The sequence below is a fragment of the Frateuria sp. sgz306004 genome (genome assembly GCF_057750885.1).
Genome location: NZ_JBYLFE010000005.1, coordinates 459,912 through 474,405, shown reverse-complemented (window position 1 = coordinate 474,405; position 14,494 = coordinate 459,912). Strand labels below are relative to the sequence as shown.

Below are 14,494 nucleotides of genomic sequence, written 5' to 3'. Positions count from 1 at the left end.
CTGACCGCCCCGGATTCGATCGATGATGGCAAGCCTGCTCAAATGGATCGTGCCCTGGGAGTTCTCCTGGGTATTTCTGCTGACCTTTGTCGCCTGCAGCGTGCTGTATGCGCGTGGCAGTCGCCGGCTGGGCGTGGGCCTGGGGCGTCAGCTGGCCTTTTGGGTCGGCATGGCCATGCTGTACGTATCGCTGCATACCTATCTGGATTACTACTTCGAGCATGAGTTCTTCATGCATCGCATCCAGCAGGTGCTGCTGCATCACCTCGCGCCGCTGTTGATCATGGCGTCCTATCCGGGGTCGGTGCTGCGCAAGGGCATGCCGTTTGCGTTGCGCCTTCGACTGCTTCGGCCCTTGCTTCGCGCCTGGCCATGGCGGCTGGTTCGCGCGGTACTGCTCAACCCGGCGGTGGCGACGGTGTTGTTCGTCGGCATGATCATCATCTGGCTGATACCCAGCATGCAGACGCTGGCCATGCTGGATTGGCGCATTTACCGATTTATGAACTGGTCGATGCTGGTGAGTGGTTTCAGCTATTGGTGGTTGGTGCTCGATCACCGGCCGCGTCCGCCAGGGCGCATGACGCCGGGCATTCGCGTGCTGTCGCCGGCCATCACCATGACGCCGCAAATACTGGCGGGTGCCATCGTCACCTTCTCCAAGACCGACCTCTATCCGATCTTCGAGATCTGTGGGCGTGCGTTTACCTTCGATGTACTCACGGCACAGTTGGTCGGCGGGGTGATCATGTGGGTGCCGGCCGCCATCATCGAATCCATCGGTGGCCTGCTCGCATTGCGCCAATGGCTGAGCCTCTCTCGGCGCGGTCGCATTCGTCGCAAACCTTGGCCGGCCCGCCGTCCCTTGCCAAGCAGGCCAGCGGCACAGGACGCGCAAAGCCCCTCCGCCTAGCGCGGCTCCATTAGCGCTGCGCGACCAACCGTGTCAGGGCGCGGTACCGCCCAGGCTCAACAGCAGGTGCAGGTCATGCACCAGATCGTCTTGAGGGTTCGCCGGTGTGGCCAGCAAGCGGGCGCGCCCATCGCGATCGAACACGTAGATGGCGGAGCTATGGCTCACCTCGTACTGGCCATCACCCCGATCGGGCTCGCGCGTATAGGCCGAACGGTAGCGTTTGCTCAGGCTCTCGATCTGGCGCGGTTCGCCGGTGAGGCCAACGGCGCGCGGGTCGAAGGCGTTGACGTAGGCATGCATGATCGGTGCCGTGTCACGCGCGGGGTCCACGCTCACGAAGAGAATGCGCGCACCATCGGCCAGCGGGCCAAGGCGCTGCATCACCACGTGCAATTGCGCCAGGGTAAGGGGGCATACGTCTGGGCAATGCGTGTACCCGAAGTAGAGCAACACGACCTTTCCGCGATAGTCCTTGCCGCTGACTGCCTTGCCTTGGTCGTCCGTCAGGCGGAAATCGAGATCGGGCATGTGGCCGGTGACGTTGGTGAGGCGCCAGGGAATGTCTTCCCCGCGCTGGCACGCCGCCAGCAGCAGCGTGCTCAAGGCCAGCGCCAACACCAGCGCCAAACGCCAGATGCCACGAAAGGTCATGCGAGAATGGGTGCGGATCATCCGCGCAGCATACGACACCGCTCACGTCGCCGGCACGCGCCGGTGGGAGGAATGACTGGATGCGACAAACCGCCCTCATGCCCGGACTGTGCCTGGGTTTGGCTGGCGCCAGTGCCGTGGCGCTTGGCGCCTTCGGTGCGCATGCGTTGCGCGACGTGTTCGATGCGCGTAGCGCCGAGTTGTGGCACACCGCCGTGAGCTATCACTTCTGGCACGCGTTGGCCTTGGGGCTGGCGATGTTCGCGCTGCCCGGGCGAGCCCGTCGCGTGTCGGCCGTTGCGTTCGGCGTCGGCATCGTGCTGTTCAGCGGCAGCTTGTATGCCCTGGCGCTGGGCGCACCGCGCTGGTTCGGCGCCATCACACCACTGGGCGGCGTCGCCTTCATCGCCGGCTGGATCGCGCTCGGCTTCGCGTTTACATCGCGCCGCGCGGACTAAACGCGATCGACTCGCGCCGCATAGCATCCAAAGCGTGCAAAGTGGATGTGCAGGTATAGAACCTGCGGATCATCGAACAATCGTTCGATAAGCTTCTCCAGCGCGGTACCCGGTGTGACGTCGGCATTGCGCAGCCAGTGCTTTTCATCGAAGCCGCGCACAGATAGCAGCCGGCGCCGTAGCTGGTCCGGCACCGCGTCGCAGGCGTCGTATTGCTGCTCGCCTTGGCGAATATAGATGGCGTGGCTGGAGCGGTAGGGGGAGTCGGCCGGCTGGTGCTCGTAATTGAGCAGGATAACGCTCTCTCCCGGCTCGGCATCGGTAAGGCTGATGCGACAGGGGAAGGCGTTGGGGCGGTCGGCGACCACGCGCGATGCATGGCGGGCGACGAGCTCGTCATCGCTGAGGGTGAACCAATGGGCAAAGTGCTGGGCCGGCAGGCCGCGCAAGCGAAAATTCATGAGTGAGGCTCCGATGTCCTTGGGCCTCATCGTGCGGCGTCAGGTCATCAGTAACCATCCGATTCTTGCGCGCCGTCGAAGGGTCGCCGCGTGCGCCTCAGTCGACGCGAAACACCTGCACGCTTTCGCACTCGGGGCAGCGATAGCTCTGGAGGCCTTCGTCGTCGTGCTTGCGACGGAGCTCCTGGGTCAATTCGTCTTCGGGTTCCATGGACACTTTCTCGCCGGCGCGTGCGCAGGTTTCGCAGAACACGGCACCTTGGGGCAGGGGAGGGAATGCCTGTGTCATGGAAAGGCTCCGCGGAGGCGATGCGATGCATCGCGAAACACCGGGAACTTAGTCCGGCTCGCGTGCAGGGCGCGTCGAAAGTGGGTCAATCTTCGTCATCAGCCACCGGGGCCGCATGTTCGCGCTTCATGCGTCCGTTCTTGCGGAGCGCTTCGCGTAGCACGAATTCGATCTGCGCGTTGACGCTGCGCAGATCGTCGTCGGCCCAGCGCTGCATGGCTTCCAGCACGGCAGCGCTGATGCGTAGCGGGTAGGCTTTTTTATCAGCCGCCATAGAGCGTGCCGGTGTTCACCACCGGTTGGGTGGCGCGATCGCCGCACAGCACCACCAGCAGGTTGCTCACCATGGCGGCCTTGCGCTCCTCGTCCAGTTCCACCACGCCTTGCTCGCGCAGCTTGTCCAGCGCCATGGCAACCATGCCTACGGCGCCTTCCACAATGCGCTCGCGCGCCGCAACGATGGCGTTGGCTTGCTGGCGCTGCAGCATGGCCTGGGCGATTTCCTGGGCGTAAGCGAGGTGGCTGATGCGCGATTCGATGACCTTGACACCCGCCTTGTCCAGGCGCGCCTGGATCTCGTCGCGCAGGTGGTTGTTAATCACCTCGCCATGGCTGCGCAAGGAGGGCTTGGCGTCGTCGTGCGCATCGTAGGGGTAGTTCTGCGCCATCTGGCGCAAGGCGGATTCGCTCTGGATCTGCACGAAGTTCTCGTAGTCGTCCACGCAGAATACGGCTTCGGCGGTGTCGATCACCTGCCACACCACGATGGCGGCGATTTCGATGGGGTTGCCGTCGCTGTCGTTCACCTTGAGCTTGCTGCTCTCGAAGTTGCGCACGCGCAGTGAGACGCGGCGGCGGCTGTAGAACGGGTTGGTCCAGCGCAGGCCTTCCTGACGCACGGTGCCGGCGTACTTGCCGAACAACTGCTGCACCTGGCCCTCATTGGGAGCGACCTGGAACAAACCCTTGAGCAGGAACAGCGTAAAGGCGTGGATGAGGATGCCCACCAGACCCAGCCAGGCATGGCCCTCCTGGCCCATGCCGAGGTAACAGGCGACGCCCAGCAGCGCCAGCAGCAGGCAGAACACGACGGTGGGGATGCCGGCGAGCGAAAAACCCTGACGTTCGTTCATGGTGACTCCTCCCTAGATGGGAAGAGTAGATATCAATTTGATATCAATCTCAAGTGCCACCCTATCGGCCATTGCCATCGCCAGGCGCGGCATCGCGCGCGGCGGATGGGGGCACGTTGCCGGCCAGTTCCGCGGTCGGGGTGATTTCCTCGATATGGATCTGTCCGAACAGGTTGGCGCCGCTGAAAAAGTGCCAGGGGTCGCCGTCGGCCGCGTCGAAAGCAATGTGGGTGCTATCGAAGCGCCGGAGCGCCGCGTCGAAACTCTGCCAGCGCCCGTTGACCCAGGCCTGTACCCAAGCGTGCGGTACGAACACACGCGACTGGCCGGCGAAGCGATCGGCGTAGACCATGCCGGTGACCACGCGGGTGGGAATCTGCTGGGCGCGGGCCAGGGCGGCGAGCAGCACGGCGTACTCGGTGCAGTCCCCTTCGCGCGTGTGCAGCACTTCCAGGGCGGAGGCGTAGCCCACGTCCAGCCCGTGCTGGCTGATGTAGTCACTGACGAAGCTGCGCAGGCGACGCATCTTCTGCAGGTCGTCCGTGGCATCGCCCACGGCCTTGGCCGCCAAGTCGCGGATTTCTGGTGCGTCCGATTGCACCCATGGATTGGGCAGGGTGTCCTCCGGTACGGGGGGAGCCTCGCCACCGGGTGTGGGGTTGCCTACGTCCACCATCCAGTAGCCGTGGCCCAGGTCGGCGACATGTTGTTCGTCAGTGCCGATCAAGGGCTGCGGGCTACCCTCCGGCACGCGGATGCGGTAACGCAGAAAGTCGCTGCGCAGGTGCGCGGGAAGAAGGCGAGGAGAATCGACCATGGCGGCGCGGAACATGTCGACGTTCTGTGCGGGCGCCATGGCGCAGGCCTGGCTGCAGGCGATCATTTCCAGCTCGCGGCCGAGCATGCTGAGCGTGCCTTTCAGTGCAATGCCCTGATTGTCCAGCCATAGATCCATGGTCTGCGTGCCGCGTGTGGTATGCAGCACCTGGCGCTGGTGATTGAGCACCATCCATCCGTCGGGCAGGGCCACGCGCTCGTCGCCGATCACCTGCATATCCACCTTGGCCACCGACTGGCTGGCCGGGTCGAACATCACCATCGTGTATTGCCGACCCTGATGCGCGGCTGCCTGGACCAGGGCCAGGCGCTGCCCTTCGCTGAGCACGGCGCCAGGCGGCCAGCTCAGGGTGATCTCCCGGCTGCTGCCGCCCACGGTCGTGGTAACCGCGAAATTGCCTTCGGAAATGCGCTTGCCCTCCACCGTGCTGTCGGAGTTGGACAGCGTGCTGCGCGCGTAGAAGGCCAGTGGCTGGCCTGTGGCGCTTTCGGTGCTGCGCGTGACCACGCCCATCGGCACGTCACTACCACGACGATTGAGCTCGATCACCAGGGTTTGCGTGGTGGTGACCATGTCGCCGGCTCGTTGGTGCTCCACCTCCAGGTGGCCGATCTTGCGACCGCCCAGCAGCACGGTCATCCAGGTCGTGCCGGTGGGCACGTCCTCGGCCCAGCTTGTGGACAAGGGGCACAGCGAAAACACCAGCAACAGCAGGGCAGTCCGGTTGCGCATGTTCGCTCCGCGGGGACGGTGGCCCCTACAGTCAATGCCGCTCGGGAGCCGCCGTCAATGGGACTTCCGGCAGGTAGGCTTGGGTTGCGGTCGCCGCCGCTTACAATGGCGCTTTGACATCCGCGGAGACCCCCGATGAAGCCGTTTGGCACGCCTTATTCCGACCATGCCCTGAGGGTGTTGCTGCTGGGCTCGGGCGAGCTGGGCAAGGAGGTCGCGATCGAGCTGCAGCGCTACGCGGTCGAGGTGATCGCCGTGGATCGCTACGCCCATGCACCGGCCATGCAGGTGGCACATCGCAGCCATGTGATCGACATGCTCGACGGCCAGGCGCTGCGTGCCCTGATCGAGCAGGAGAAGCCCGACCTGGTGGTGCCGGAAATCGAGGCCATCCACACGCCCACGTTGATCGAGCTGGAGAAGGAAGGCTTGCGCGTGATTCCCACCGCTCGCGCCGCCTGGCTCACCATGGATCGCGAAGGCATTCGCCGCCTGGCTGCCGAAGAGCTGCAGTTGCCGACCTCGCGCTATCGCTTCTGCGAAACGCCGGCGGAGTACCGCGATGCGGTGGCGGCCATCGGCCTGCCGTTCGTCATCAAGCCGGTGATGAGCTCCTCCGGTAAGGGGCAGAGCGTGGTCCGCCAGGAAAGCGAGCTGCAGGCAGCCTGGGACTATGCCCAGTCGGGCGGTCGCGCCGGCAAGGGGCGGGTGATCGTCGAAGGCTTCGTCGATTTCGATTACGAAATCACCCTGCTCACCGTGCGCCACAAGGATGGCGTGAGCTTCTGCGCACCCATCGGCCATCGCCAGGAAGATGGCGACTATCGCGAATCCTGGCAGCCGCAGCCGATGAGCGAGGTGGCGCTGGCCGAGGCGCAGCGTCAGGCGGCAGCAATCACCGGCGCCCTGGGTGGTTGGGGCGTGTTCGGCGTGGAGTTCTTCGTCAAGGGCGACGCGGTGATCTTCTCGGAAGTGAGCCCGCGCCCGCACGACACCGGTCTGGTCACGCTCATTTCGCAGGATCTCTCCGAGTTCGCGCTGCATGCGCGCGCCATCCTGGGGTTGCCGATTCCGGCCACTCGCCAGCTGGGGCCATCGGCGTCGTGCGCAGTGCTGGTGGAAGGCGAGGGCGATGCGCCGCGCTACTTCCACGTGGCCGACGCCCTCGCGCAGCCCGATACGCAGTTGCGTATCTTCGGCAAGCCTACGGTGAAGGGGCGCCGCCGCATGGCGGTGACCCTGGCGCGCGACGAAAGCATCGAGGCGGCCAAGGCCAAGGCCATTCACGCGGCCAAGGCCCTGCGCGTGGAACTGTAAGTAAGCTGCCCGCGCGTCGTGGACGCGCGGGCTCTTCATGACGGCAATCGGAGGAAGCGATGGAATCGTCGGGTTTTGCGCATTGGCTGGTCGTGTTGGTGGAAACCTTCGCTGCCTTGTTCCTGGTATTGCTCGCGCTGCTGGTGGTAGTGGTGTTGGTGGTTTGGCTGGTGGATCGCAACCAGACCACCAACTCGGTGTTGCGCAACTTTCCTGTGATCGGCCACTTCCGCTATTGGTTCCTGCACCTTGGCGAGTTCTTTCGCCAGTACCTGTACTCCAGCGATCGCGAGGAACTGCCGTTCAACCGCGCGCAGCGCACCTGGGTGTATCGCGCGGCCAAGAACGTGGACAACACCAACGCGTTCGGCTCCACCCGCGATCTGCGCGCCGAGGGCGTGCCGTTCTTCGTCAATGCCCCGTTCCCGTCGCTGGGCGAAAAACACGTGGAACCCCGCCCCGTCACCTTGGGGCCGTATGCGCGCGAGCCGTATAGCCACAGCGCGTTCTTCAATATTTCGGCGATGAGCTTTGGTGCGTTGTCGGCGCCGGCGGTGCGTGCGTTGTCTTTTGGCGCAGCCAAGGCCGGCATCTGGCTGGATACCGGTGAAGGTGGCCTGGCGCCGTATCACCTGGAAGGCGGCTGCGACATCATTTTCGAGATCGGCACCGCCAAGTACGGTGTACGCACGCCCGATGGCAAGCTCGACGACGACAAGCTGCTGGCGATCTGCGCGCACCCGGAGGTGAAGATGGTGAGCATCAAGCTGGGGCAGGGCGCCAAGCCCGGCATGGGCGGTTTGTTGCCAGGCGCAAAGGTGACGCCCGAGATCGCGGCCATTCGCGGCATTCCGGTGGGCGAAGATTCGCAAAGCCCCAACCGCCACCTGGACATCGGCAACGTGCAGCAGTTGATGGATGCCATTCATCACATCCGAGAGCTCACCGGCAAGCCCACGGGTTTCAAGGCGGTGCTCGGCGGCGTCGACTGGATCGGTGAGCTGTGCGACGAAGTGCGCAAGCGCGGCATAGAGAGCGCGCCGGATTTCATCATCGTGGATGGCTCCGAAGGTGGCACCGGCGCGGCGCCGCAAACCCTCATGGATGGCGTGGGCCTGCCGTTGCACGAATCGTTGCCGGCGCTGGTGGACATGCTCATCGTCAAGGGCTTGCGCGAGCGCATCAAGGTGATCTGCTCGGGCAAATGCATCACCGCCTACGACGTGGCCTGGGCGTTGTCCATGGGCGCGGATTTCGTCAACTCCGCGCGCGGCTTCATGCTCGCGCTGGGCTGCATCCAGTCGCTGCAATGCAATCGCAACACGTGCCCAACCGGTGTCACCACGCAGAACCCGAAGTTGCAGCGTGGCCTTGTGGTCAGCGACAAGAGCGAACGCGTGGCGCACTACGCCACCAACGTGATGCACGAGGTAGGCATCATCGCGCATAGCTGCGGTGTGGAAGAGCCGCGCCAGCTCAATCGCACGCATTGCCGCGTTACCGGTGACGATGGCATTTCGGTGCCATTGGTGAAACTGCATCCCTATCCGGTGGTACCGCGCGCGACAGCGTCGTCAACGTCGCCATCATCAACGCCGCATTGAATTGATCCTGGTCACTTGCTCATCACGCGATGGGCGGCATCTTCCTAAGGTCACGTTTTGCCTTGCCAGCGGCTCGCGCATCCGCGCGCCGCTGGCGACGTATCGACCCGATAGGAGATCACTGTATGGCCCCCAAAACGATGAAGGCCGCGGTTGCCCACCGCTTCGGCGAACCGCTGCGCATCGAGGAAGTGCCTGTGCCGGCACCCGCGCGTGGCGAGGTGCTGGTGAAAATCGTATGCAGCGGTGTATGCCACACCGACGTGCACGCGGTGGATGGGGATTGGCCGGTCAAGCCGCAGCCACCATTTATTCCCGGTCACGAGGGCGTGGGTGTCGTGGCGGCGCTGGGCGAAGGTGTGGACAACCTCAAGGTGGGTGACCCGGTGGGTATCGCCTGGCTGCACGATGCGTGCGGGCATTGCGAGTACTGCATCACCGGTTGGGAAACGTTGTGCGAAACGCAGCACGACAGCGGTTACAGCGTTAACGGCAGTTTCGCCGAGTACGCCATCGGCAATGCCGCTTACGTTGCCCGATTGCCCAGGGACGTGGACTTCGCCGCGATGGCGCCCATCCTGTGTGCTGGCGTAACCACCTATAAGGGTATTCGCGAAACCGAAGCACGCCCCGGTGAATGGTTGGTGGTGTCGGGCATTGGTGGTCTGGGTCATCTCGCTGTGCAGTACGGCAAGGCGATGGGTTTGCAGGTGGTGGCCGTGGATGTGGCCGAGGACAAGTTGGCGCTCGCACGCAAACTGGGTGCAACGGCAGCGGTGGACGCGCGTCGGCCCAACGCGGTGGAAGAAGTGCTGGATATCACCCGTGGCGGTGCCCACGGTGTGCTGGTGACGGCGGTGTCGCCGCCGGCCTTCTCGCAAGCGCTTCGTTTCACGCGTCGTCGCGGCACCATGAGCCTGGTCGGCTTGCCGCCGGGCGATTTCGCCACGCCGATTTTCGATGTGGTGCTCAAGCGCTTGACCATTCGTGGCTCCATCGTGGGTACGCGCAAGGACTTGGCCGAGGCGGTCGATTTTGCGTCGGCGGGCAAGGTAGTCGCGACCATCGAGCGGCGCACGCTGGACGATGTGAACGGTGTTCTGCAGGGGCTGCGCGAGGGGCATATCCAGGGGCGCGTGGTGCTGGATATCGGTAGTGCTTGAGCGCCACATCAAGGCATGCCGAGATGACTGGTGAGCTTAGTGCCTTGATGTCGCTCCACTCGGCAGGCGCGTCGCGTTGGCGCGACGACCTCATTTGGTGCCCAGGTGACATGCAGGCGGTTTATCTGGTGTTGACCGTGAAGCATGGTTGCCCTCGGGGGCTTGAACACGCCGTGGGGTTTGATCCATTGCAAGTGGTTAGTGCGTTCCTCCCGTTTGGGCGTGCATGAAAGATACTCAGGCCAAGATGTTTCGTTCATCGCTTACCGACGCAGCGCGGGCGCGGCTGCGGCGCCTCAAGCGGCATCCCCTCGAAGGGCTGGGTCCGGGCTGGATCACCGGTGTTGCCGACGACGATCCGAGCGGCATCGCGACCTATTCCCAGGCAGGGGCGCAGTTTGGCCTGAACATGCTGTGGACGATGCCGCTGGCCTTTCCCTTGATGGCCGCGATTCAATCCATGTGCGCGCGCATTGGCCGCGTGACCGGGCAAGGACTGGCGGCCAACATCAAGCATGCGTTTCCGCGCGGCGTGCTACTCGCGGTGGTATGGCTGCTGCTGGTGGCCAATACCCTCAATATCGCGGCGGACGTAGCTGCCATGGGCGAGGTGGCTGAGTTGGTCACCGGTGTCGATCGCCACGCCATGACCGCGCTGTTCGTGTTTCTGACACTGCTGCTTCAGATGTTGGTTCCCTACCACCGTTACGTGTTTTTCCTGAAGTGGCTCACGCTATCGTTGCTGGCCTATGCAGCGGTGTTGTTCATGGTGCACGTTCCTTGGGGCGAGGTGGTCGCGCGCACGGTGTGGCCACGGCTTTCGTGGGACGCGCGGACGGCTGCGGTTGTGGTGGCGGTGTTCGGCACCACCATCAGTCCCTATCTGTTCTTCTGGCAAGCCTCGGAAGAGGTGGAGGATATGAAGGCCACACCCGGTGCCGTTCCGCTGGTGAGCGACCCGGCGGCAGCCGGCGCTGAACTTCGCCGCATTCGATGGGATACCTGGAGCGGCATGCTGTACTCCGATATAGCCGCCTATTTCATCATCCTGGTCACTGCCGTCACGCTTCATGTCCAAGGCATCACCAACATCGAGACGGCGGCGCAAGCAGCCAGCGCATTGAAGCCGCTGGCAGGCGAGTTTGCCTATGTGCTCTTTGCGCTCGGCATTCTTGGCGTGGGCCTTATCGGCGTGCCCGTGCTGGCGGCTTCGGCGGCCTATGCGCTTGCCGAGGCGATGAATTGGGACGCTGGTCTGGAGCGGCGGGTGCGCGATGCGCGGGGCTTCTACAGCATCATCGCGATCAGCGTGCTTGCCGGGTTGGGCATCGAGTACTCACCGCTGAGCCCCATGAAAGCCTTGTTCTGGAGTGCGGTCATCAACGGCGTAGTCGCGGTACCGCTGATGGTGGTGTTGATCCTGCTGGTCACCAAACCATCCGTTATGGGGCGGTTCGTCGCCAACCGGTGGATTGTGATGCTCGGCTGGATAGCAACCGCCGTGATGGGCGCCGCCGCGGTGCGCATGTTCCTTCCCGGCTAGCGGCGATTTGATCCATCGACACGTTGCTCCTCATGCCGGCGAAAGCCGAAGTGCAGAGTTTTGCGCTTCTAAATTCACGCATCACGGGATGACCGGTCTGTGGTCGTTGAATAGCCCCTCCAGCATTCGCAGGAATGACCCTCAACATCAAAGCATCCCAAGAAGAAGGCGGGCGGCTGCGCGCATCCGCAGGTTCCGCTCAATCCTCCGGCATCTCCACCCAGCCCTCGGTGGTGCGGATCTGCAGCGGTCGAAAGCGTTTCTTGTAATCCATCTTCGGATGCCCGGCGATCCAGAAACCCAGGTACACCCACGGCAGGCCACGCCGCTGGGCAAGCGCGACCTGCTGCAGGATGGCGTAGGTGCCGAGGCTGCGCTCGGTTTCGTCCGGGTCGTAGAAGGTATAGACCGCCGACAGCCCTTGCAGGCACACATCCGTCACGGCCACGGCAAGCAGACGCGAGCGATCGCGGATCTCAAGGAACAGCGTAGGGCTCCACGGCGCGGTGAGGAATCGCCGGAAGTCACTGGCATCGGCTTCGTCCATGCCGCCTCCGGGGTGCCGCTGGCGCAGGTAGCGCTCATACAGCGCGTGGCGCTCGGCGTTGTAGCCGGCCATGGACTCCACGACCTGCAGGTCGTCGTTGCGCTTGAGGCAGCGGCGCTGCGAGCGATCCGGCGTGAAGCCAGCCACGTCAATGCGGCATGGCGTGCAGGCACGGCAGCTCGTGCAATACGGGTAATACAGGTGACCACCCGCGCGACGAAAGCCGCGTTCGAGCGCGGGGCCGTACAACTGGTCGAGTTGAGGGGCCGCCGGATCGATCACCAGGTTCTGCGCCGTGCGCTCGGCAAAGTAGCCGCAGGTGTGCGGCAGGGTTTGGAACAGGCGGACGCGGTCGGAGCGCATGGGGCGATTCTATGTCCGCTTTGGCGCTACACGCGAGTAGGTGAAATCCGACAGATAATGTCGGATCAGGGGCCTCGGTCAGACGGGGCCTGGGGTCAGATCACGCCCATGTAGCGGAGCATCAGCACCACGAAGGCGCCGGCCACGGCCAGCATGACGATGCGGCGCACCCGGGTGGCGACACCCTGCCGGCGCGTGTCCGGGCTGGGGTTGCGGGCCAGGGCGAGTTCTTCGGCGTGGCGGATTACCGGCTCGATGCCCAGCTCCTTCAACAGGGTGCGGGCCCGGGCGTAGTCGTCGGCCCGGCTCACCCACACCTGGGGCCAGTTGTCCCGGCTCTCGTTTCGCTGCGAATAGCTAAATCGTTGATAACTAGGGCGATTCCAGTTGGAGCGATTTTCCACTGTGCACTCGATGCCCTGTTCGGTAAGCAGGGAAACGACGCGTTCGATGTTTTCCGGGCGGGGCGAGGTATAGAGCTGGCGCATGGGAAAGCCTGGGTTCGGCGCCGGAACGATGCGATCCGGCGGGACGGCCCACCTGGCCACGAAAGCGCGGCGGGCCCGATGCGGATTTTAGGACGACTCCACCGTCCAGGAGTTCAGCTGCGCAGGCGGATCAGGCCTTCCTGGGCGGTCGATGCCACCAGGCGACCATCGCGGCTGAAGATCTGGCCGCGCGCCAAGCCGCGGGCACCCTGGGCGGTGGGGCTGTCGAAGGAGTACAGCAGCCATTCGTCCACCCGGAACGGGCGGTGGAACCACAGGGCATGGTCCAGGCTCGCCATCTGCACATTGTGCGTGTAGTAGGAGATGCCGTGGGGCAGGGTGGCCGTGCCGATCAGGTTGAAGTCCGAGGCATAGGCCAGCAACGAGCGGTGCAGGGCCGGGGAATCCTCCACCGGCGCCGTCAGGCGGAACCAGATGTGCTGGATCGGCGGGCGCTTCACCGGGTGCAGCTTGTCCTGCGGCCACACATGGCGGAACTCAAAGGGCGCATCCACGCCCAGCCAGCGCTGGAGTTTCTCCGGCAACTTGGCCAGCCGCTCGGGCGGTATCGGGTTCATCGGCTCGATGTCCTCCGGCTTGGGCACCTCGGGCATCGAGGATTGGTGCTCGAACCCGGTTTCCGGTACCTGGAAGGAAATGGAGCCATTGAGGATGGGCTGGCCGTGCTGGATCGCCACCACCCGGCGCGAGGAGAACGTTCCGCCGTCGCGGGTGCGCTCCACGTTGTAGACGATGGGCGCATTGATGTCGCCCGCGCGCAGGAAATACGCGTGCAGCGAATGGGCCTCGCGCCCATCGTCCACCGTGCGCTGGGCCGCGGACAGGGCCTGCCCCAGCACCTGGCCGCCGAACACGAAATGCGTGCCGATATCGCGGCTCTGGCCACGGAACAGGTTGTCCTCCAGGCGCTCGAGTTCGAGCAGGTCGACCAGTTCGCGGACGTTGGTTTCCGTCATGGGGCGGGCTCAGCGGGTAAGTGACCGGCGATTATAGCGGGACTGCCCCAGGCTGCCGTCCGGGGCCTTGGCCCAATGTAGCCGGAGCGGCTATAAGCGAGGTTTGCCGGAGTCGCCCCATGGACGGATTTCCCGCTGCCGAACGGCGGCAATTGCTGGCCCTCAAGGGCGTCGGCCCCACGGTCATCGATCGTCTGGAACAGATTGGCTTCCGCTCGCTGGCGCAGTTGGCCCTCGCCGAGCCAGCCGACCTCTCCGCCCAGATCAGCGCCATGCTGGGCGCCACGTGCTGGCGTAACAGCCCCCAAGCTCGCGCGGCCATGGTCGCCGTGGTGGCTCTGGCCCGCTCTGGGGCAGCCGACTAGCGGCTTGAAGCCCGCTCACGGTCTCAGCGGGCCACGCGGAATGTGTGAACAGGCTCTCAGGGCTGGCTCTGCGTCGTTCGCTCCAGCCCGCTGCCCTCCAGCACCTCGTTCCAGGGGAAAAGGGGGCCGGGGTCGAGCTTGCGCGGCACGTCGACGGATGGGGCATCGGTGGCCGGCAGCCGGGCCGTATCCAGGTCCTCATGGCCGGCAATCCAGTGCAGGTTCGGGAAGGCCTGGCGCAGCTGGGCCAGCAAGGTGCGCAGCGCGGCGATCTGGGCGGCGGTATAGGGCTCGGTCATGGTCTGGCGCTTGGAATTCCACCAGTCCGGATAGCGGCCCAGGTTCACCAGCTCGATGCCGATGGTGTGGGCGTTGTGGCCGCGCACGTGGTTGGCCACCCGTGTGCCGGGCACGTAGCGGTAGATGCTGCCATCCCGGTCGATGTAGTAGTGGCCGCTGGCGCCGGCGCCGCTTTCGTACTGCACACGCTCGCCGTATTCACGGGCGGTGGCCAGATCCGGCAGCTCGGTGCAATGGATCACCACCGTCGTCACGGCGCTGGCCGGGCGCTCGGGCAGCAGGTCGACATAGGGCAGCGGCTGGTCGTGGATGGTGATCGGCATCGGGCCAGTCTCGCATGGGCTCGGGG

Annotated in this window: 17 protein-coding genes; 7 read left to right on the top strand and 10 right to left on the bottom strand. The window is 64.6% G+C overall.

Going from position 1 to position 14,494, the window contains the following annotated elements; translation table 11 throughout:
• Positions 1-22: 22 nt before the first annotated feature.
• On the top strand, positions 23-913 hold the full coding sequence (locus AC3G2C_RS13585; RefSeq protein WP_488385151.1) for a cytochrome c oxidase assembly protein: 891 nt from the start codon (positions 23-25) through the stop codon (positions 911-913).
• A 33-nt stretch (positions 914-946) separates the two neighbouring features.
• Here the strand turns inward: AC3G2C_RS13585 and AC3G2C_RS13580 are convergent, their stop codons facing one another.
• Positions 947-1,567, bottom strand: a complete 621-nt coding sequence (locus AC3G2C_RS13580) for an SCO family protein (protein WP_488385150.1) — start codon at positions 1,565-1,567, stop codon at positions 947-949.
• Positions 1,568-1,647: 80 nt separating this feature from the next.
• On the opposite strand from AC3G2C_RS13580, the gene AC3G2C_RS13575 reads away from it, so the two are divergent.
• Positions 1,648-2,025 (top strand): DUF423 domain-containing protein, encoded by a 378-nt coding sequence (locus AC3G2C_RS13575; protein ID WP_488385149.1) that lies wholly within the window; start codon positions 1,648-1,650, stop codon positions 2,023-2,025.
• On the opposite strand, the gene AC3G2C_RS13570 is transcribed toward AC3G2C_RS13575, so the two are convergent.
• The 5 genes from AC3G2C_RS13570 to AC3G2C_RS13550 form a co-directional block, all read right to left on the bottom strand.
• Entirely contained in the window at positions 2,022-2,486 is a 465-nt protein-coding gene (locus tag AC3G2C_RS13570; protein WP_488385148.1) for a DUF1203 domain-containing protein, read from the bottom strand. The two genes, AC3G2C_RS13575 and AC3G2C_RS13570, sit on opposite strands and share 4 nt — an antisense overlap.
• 97 nt (positions 2,487-2,583) lie before the next feature.
• Entirely contained in the window at positions 2,584-2,775 is a 192-nt protein-coding gene (locus tag AC3G2C_RS13565; protein ID WP_488385147.1) for a hypothetical protein, read from the bottom strand.
• An 85-nt stretch (positions 2,776-2,860) separates the two neighbouring features.
• Positions 2,861-3,049, bottom strand: coding sequence for a type II toxin-antitoxin system antitoxin (locus AC3G2C_RS13560; RefSeq protein ID WP_488385146.1), 189 nt, complete (start codon positions 3,047-3,049; stop codon positions 2,861-2,863).
• A complete protein-coding gene (locus AC3G2C_RS13555) occupies positions 3,039-3,908 on the bottom strand; it encodes an SPFH domain-containing protein (protein ID WP_488385145.1) in 870 nt (289 codons plus the stop codon). The genes AC3G2C_RS13560 and AC3G2C_RS13555 overlap by 11 nt, the downstream gene beginning before the upstream one ends.
• A gap of 61 nt (positions 3,909-3,969) precedes the next feature.
• Entirely contained in the window at positions 3,970-5,478 is a 1,509-nt protein-coding gene (locus AC3G2C_RS13550; RefSeq protein ID WP_488385144.1) for a transglutaminase-like domain-containing protein, read from the bottom strand.
• Between the two features lie 135 nt (positions 5,479-5,613).
• Here AC3G2C_RS13550 and purT point away from each other — a divergent pair, with 135 nt between their 5' ends.
• The 4 genes from purT to AC3G2C_RS13530 all read left to right on the top strand — a co-directional run bounded on the left by purT (position 5,614) and on the right by AC3G2C_RS13530 (position 11,105).
• Complete coding sequence (purT, locus tag AC3G2C_RS13545) at positions 5,614-6,795, top strand: formate-dependent phosphoribosylglycinamide formyltransferase (RefSeq protein ID WP_488385143.1); 1,182 nt, start codon at positions 5,614-5,616, stop codon at positions 6,793-6,795.
• A gap of 59 nt (positions 6,796-6,854) precedes the next feature.
• Positions 6,855-8,399, top strand: coding sequence for an FMN-binding glutamate synthase family protein (locus tag AC3G2C_RS13540; RefSeq protein ID WP_488385142.1), 1,545 nt, complete (start codon positions 6,855-6,857; stop codon positions 8,397-8,399).
• A 125-nt stretch (positions 8,400-8,524) separates the two neighbouring features.
• Positions 8,525-9,562 carry an alcohol dehydrogenase AdhP gene (gene adhP, locus AC3G2C_RS13535; RefSeq protein ID WP_488385141.1) on the top strand — a complete coding sequence of 346 codons (1,038 nt, stop codon included), beginning with the start codon at positions 8,525-8,527 and terminating at the stop codon, positions 9,560-9,562.
• Between the two features lie 226 nt (positions 9,563-9,788).
• A complete protein-coding gene (locus AC3G2C_RS13530; protein ID WP_488385140.1) occupies positions 9,789-11,105 on the top strand; it encodes an NRAMP family divalent metal transporter in 1,317 nt (438 codons plus the stop codon).
• Positions 11,106-11,304: 199 nt separating this feature from the next.
• Here AC3G2C_RS13530 and AC3G2C_RS13525 read toward each other — a convergent pair whose 3' ends face one another.
• From AC3G2C_RS13525 to tesB, 3 genes are all read right to left on the bottom strand, one after another.
• Positions 11,305-12,015: an arginyltransferase gene (locus AC3G2C_RS13525; RefSeq protein WP_488385139.1), complete on the bottom strand. Its 711-nt coding sequence runs from the start codon at positions 12,013-12,015 to the stop codon at positions 11,305-11,307.
• A gap of 95 nt (positions 12,016-12,110) precedes the next feature.
• Positions 12,111-12,503: a putative signal transducing protein gene (locus tag AC3G2C_RS13520; RefSeq protein ID WP_488385138.1), complete on the bottom strand. Its 393-nt coding sequence runs from the start codon at positions 12,501-12,503 to the stop codon at positions 12,111-12,113.
• Positions 12,504-12,616: 113 nt separating this feature from the next.
• Positions 12,617-13,480, bottom strand: coding sequence for an acyl-CoA thioesterase II (gene tesB, locus AC3G2C_RS13515; protein WP_488385137.1), 864 nt, complete (start codon positions 13,478-13,480; stop codon positions 12,617-12,619).
• 119 nt (positions 13,481-13,599) lie between these two features.
• Here tesB and AC3G2C_RS13510 point away from each other — a divergent pair, with 119 nt between their 5' ends.
• Positions 13,600-13,845: a helix-hairpin-helix domain-containing protein gene (locus tag AC3G2C_RS13510; RefSeq protein ID WP_488385136.1), complete on the top strand. Its 246-nt coding sequence runs from the start codon at positions 13,600-13,602 to the stop codon at positions 13,843-13,845.
• Between the two features lie 56 nt (positions 13,846-13,901).
• Here the strand turns inward: AC3G2C_RS13510 and AC3G2C_RS13505 are convergent, their stop codons facing one another.
• Positions 13,902-14,468: an N-acetylmuramoyl-L-alanine amidase gene (locus AC3G2C_RS13505; protein WP_488385135.1), complete on the bottom strand. Its 567-nt coding sequence runs from the start codon at positions 14,466-14,468 to the stop codon at positions 13,902-13,904.
• Between the last annotated feature and the right edge of the window lie 26 nt (positions 14,469-14,494).

Bases quoted from the DNA above. Each gene is read 5' to 3' on its own strand.
- AC3G2C_RS13585 (WP_488385151.1), top strand. From the start codon at position 23: ATGATGGCAAGCCTGCTCAAATGGATCGTGCCCTGGGAGTTCTCCTGG.
- AC3G2C_RS13580 (WP_488385150.1), bottom strand. From the start codon at position 1,567: ATGACCTTTCGTGGCATCTGGCGTTTGGCGCTGGTGTTGGCGCTGGCC.
- AC3G2C_RS13575 (WP_488385149.1), top strand. From the start codon at position 1,648: ATGCGACAAACCGCCCTCATGCCCGGACTGTGCCTGGGTTTGGCTGGC.
- AC3G2C_RS13570 (WP_488385148.1), bottom strand. From the start codon at position 2,486: ATGAATTTTCGCTTGCGCGGCCTGCCGGCCCAGCACTTTGCCCATTGG.
- AC3G2C_RS13565 (WP_488385147.1), bottom strand. From the start codon at position 2,775: ATGACACAGGCATTCCCTCCCCTGCCCCAAGGTGCCGTGTTCTGCGAA.
- AC3G2C_RS13560 (WP_488385146.1), bottom strand. From the start codon at position 3,049: ATGGCGGCTGATAAAAAAGCCTACCCGCTACGCATCAGCGCTGCCGTG.
- AC3G2C_RS13555 (WP_488385145.1), bottom strand. From the start codon at position 3,908: ATGAACGAACGTCAGGGTTTTTCGCTCGCCGGCATCCCCACCGTCGTG.
- AC3G2C_RS13550 (WP_488385144.1), bottom strand. From the start codon at position 5,478: ATGCGCAACCGGACTGCCCTGCTGTTGCTGGTGTTTTCGCTGTGCCCC.
- purT (WP_488385143.1), top strand. From the start codon at position 5,614: ATGAAGCCGTTTGGCACGCCTTATTCCGACCATGCCCTGAGGGTGTTG.
- AC3G2C_RS13540 (WP_488385142.1), top strand. From the start codon at position 6,855: ATGGAATCGTCGGGTTTTGCGCATTGGCTGGTCGTGTTGGTGGAAACC.
- adhP (WP_488385141.1), top strand. From the start codon at position 8,525: ATGGCCCCCAAAACGATGAAGGCCGCGGTTGCCCACCGCTTCGGCGAA.
- AC3G2C_RS13530 (WP_488385140.1), top strand. From the start codon at position 9,789: ATGAAAGATACTCAGGCCAAGATGTTTCGTTCATCGCTTACCGACGCA.
- AC3G2C_RS13525 (WP_488385139.1), bottom strand. From the start codon at position 12,015: ATGCGCTCCGACCGCGTCCGCCTGTTCCAAACCCTGCCGCACACCTGC.
- AC3G2C_RS13520 (WP_488385138.1), bottom strand. From the start codon at position 12,503: ATGCGCCAGCTCTATACCTCGCCCCGCCCGGAAAACATCGAACGCGTC.
- tesB (WP_488385137.1), bottom strand. From the start codon at position 13,480: ATGACGGAAACCAACGTCCGCGAACTGGTCGACCTGCTCGAACTCGAG.
- AC3G2C_RS13510 (WP_488385136.1), top strand. From the start codon at position 13,600: ATGGACGGATTTCCCGCTGCCGAACGGCGGCAATTGCTGGCCCTCAAG.
- AC3G2C_RS13505 (WP_488385135.1), bottom strand. From the start codon at position 14,468: ATGCCGATCACCATCCACGACCAGCCGCTGCCCTATGTCGACCTGCTG.